This is a genomic window from Longimicrobiaceae bacterium (assembly GCA_035936415.1).
In the GTDB taxonomy this organism is placed as follows: domain Bacteria; phylum Gemmatimonadota; class Gemmatimonadetes; order Longimicrobiales; family Longimicrobiaceae; genus JAFAYN01.
Genome location: DASYWD010000079.1, coordinates 1 through 2,716 on the forward strand (window position 1 = coordinate 1; position 2,716 = coordinate 2,716).

1 pseudogene is annotated in these 2,716 nt (G+C 66.1%); it reads right to left on the bottom strand.

From position 1 onward, the window contains the following. Window positions 1-947: 947 nt before the first annotated feature. A pseudogene (locus tag VGR37_03335) lies at window positions 948-2,086 on the bottom strand (IS701 family transposase). Between the last annotated feature and the right edge of the window lie 630 nt (window positions 2,087-2,716).

The window sequence follows — 2,716 nt, forward strand, 5'->3', positions numbered from 1 at the left end:
GGTATCGGGCTGCTCCGCGCACGCGAGCACGATGCGGGCACGCAGGGCGAGCGCCTGCGCTGTCTTCGGCCGACGCGCCAGGCGAAGAAGTGCCTCTCGGTCCGACTCCGAGAGCGCGAGCGGGGTGGGGCGAGGTCCTCGAGGCATGGCTCCCTCCAGTATGGGACCATACCCGGTCTGGCACCACCCGGGCCAAACAGCCGAATGATTTCTAACTCAAACCACTAGTGGATCCGCGCGATGGCACCTACGCGACCATGGTGGAGGAGAGCGCGGCGGAGAAGGTGAATCCGTCCGGCGGCTCCGGACCTCCGGGGCGCGGCCGGGCGGGGATCGAGGCGCGGGGCCCCTATTCCAATCCGTGGATCGAGCCTACCGGGCCCCCGCGCTCCAGCCGTGATCCGGCGGGAGAGTAGACGGAGGCCGCCGCGGAACGCGTCATGATCTAGATTCGGGCTGGTCGGCGGGAGCCAAGCGGCGACGGTTCGTCGCTGCTCGGCTGAAGTGCCTGTAGGCGTTAAGCTCTTCCGGCACCGGCCACGCGTAATCACGGCCGGGGCTGATTTCCGCAAGGAGCGTAGCTGGAGTTCACACGGGCCTCTCGCGCTTCCCTGCAAGCGCCAAGAGGACCTGCGACCCCGCAGAGCACGAGCGTTATGTCAGCATTTCTCAGCCGCCGCCGGAGTCGAGGGCGGCACTCAAGGGTGACCGCTTTTCACACCGTCTTCACAGCTGAGTAATCGCATGCAAGCATAAGTGTTTGTTTGGCAGTACGTTAGACTACAGTTGCAGATGTCGTCGGGCCCGAGTACGGTAGTGGCACTGCCGAGCTCGGGCCTGGTGCTTTCGCCTCCACCCGGACCAGGCCAGGACCTCTTCCGCCCGTGCGTTAGGGCATAGATACAGGCCCATGAGCAGCCGTCGCACTTCAGGGACGGTAAGCGGGATCAGTTCATCGCCGCTGCCTCCCCCTTTTCGGCCCGGGCGCGCTGGACGGCCAGGAAGGCATGGGCGAAGAGGGCTATAGCGTGATGAAGCGATACCACGCCTCCCATTTGCGCACCTCGTACTGATCCAGCCCGACCTCCTGCTTGGCAGCCTCGAAGGCGATCTCGATGGCCCATCGCCGCCCGGCCACCTGCACCAGTTCCTCCAGCGTGGCGCCCTGGGGTGCGAAGACCGCATAGTAGGCCCGATCCTCTGCATCCTCCAGGCTCCTGCGCACGAGGAGACGGCGCACTTGCCTCGCCTCGTGCTGCTGCGCCGGGACGAAGGCCCAGTCGTAGAGGCGATCTCCCTTCGCACCTGCCCCTGCACTGATGCGCTTCCATGCCGCAGGGGGGAGTGCGCGAGCCAGTTCATCGACCCGGACCGCGCGGATTCCTTCCTCGCTCCCGATCCAGCGCCGCTCCTGGCAGGGGATGGCCAGCACGAAGGCTTGGCTGCGCTCCTCAAGCCACCGCCGTAGCCGCCGATCCTGCCCGTACACCTCGTCGGCCGTTACCCACGCGTGCGGGACTCCGGCCGCGAACGCGCGCTCCAGCATACGGCGCGCGAGCTGGGGTTTGGTCGCGAAACTCACCTCCTCGGGGATCCCCGCCTCCCGGCAGCGTGCTCGATCCTCGGTCCATCCCTTGGGCAGGTACAGCTCCCGATCCAGAAAGGCGATGCCCTCTGCGGCTGCGTAGGCCAGGAATACCCCCACCGGGCAGTTCTCGATGCGTCCGGCGGTGCCGCTGTACTGCCGCGCCACTCCGGCCGACTTCGTGCCCTTCTTCAGAAAGCCCGTCTCATCGAGGACCAGCACGGCGGCCGGATCGCCCAGGTGCTCGACCACGTACTGCTGCAGATCATCCCGGACCTGAGCGGCATCCCAGGAGGCGCTTGCCACCAGGCGCTGCATCCCGTAGGGCGTCGCCTCTCCGGCGGCTTCGGCCAGATGCCAGCCGTTGCGCCGTTCGGCTCGGCCGAGGAGCCCTTCCAGATAAGCGCGAGCCCGTCGGCGCGGCTCGCGCCGCGCGAAGTGAGGGGCGAGGCGCTGCACCAGCGCCTCCAACTGCTCGGTCCAGCCCGACACCACCTGCATCTCGACCATGATCCACCTCCTGCTGTAGATCCGGTCCGATTCACTGCATCAGTTGTGCAACTGTAGTACTAGGTCAGGCGGCGCGACAGGTGCCCGGACCGGAGCACTACCGGCACCGAACGCTCTAGCAGATCCGAGGGCCGTGCGGAATCGACCGCTTTCGCAACACTATTGCCCGTGATGGCAGAGCTGTTGGGTTTACCCCCCAGCCTGAGGCCCGCACGGCGGCGGGGATGGATCCAGCGAGCGCCGACCTCGTGGACGGCCTCACGGGGCGAGTGGGTGTTCGCGCCGTTGCGCTTCTCGTTGCGCTTTGATGTACAGATGACCGCACAGGACGTGAGCGAGCAAACGACCACGAAAGTGCGCCCGTAGGCACCCGTTCCAGCGCATCGCGAGACAACGCAAGAGTTTGCGCCCCGGGACCGAGGGCGGGACAAGCGGATGAAGCTACATCTCCGAGTCCTGGAGTGGGCGCTTACTCAACACAAACATGAGTCATCCCGGAGATTGAGGTCCGGGAGTTGAAGCAACAAACCCTCCGATGGGTCACATCCATCGGAGGGTTTGCTGTATGAAGACGATCGCCTCGGAGCATTGCAGCGCGTCGGCTCTCGCCTCCACACTCTC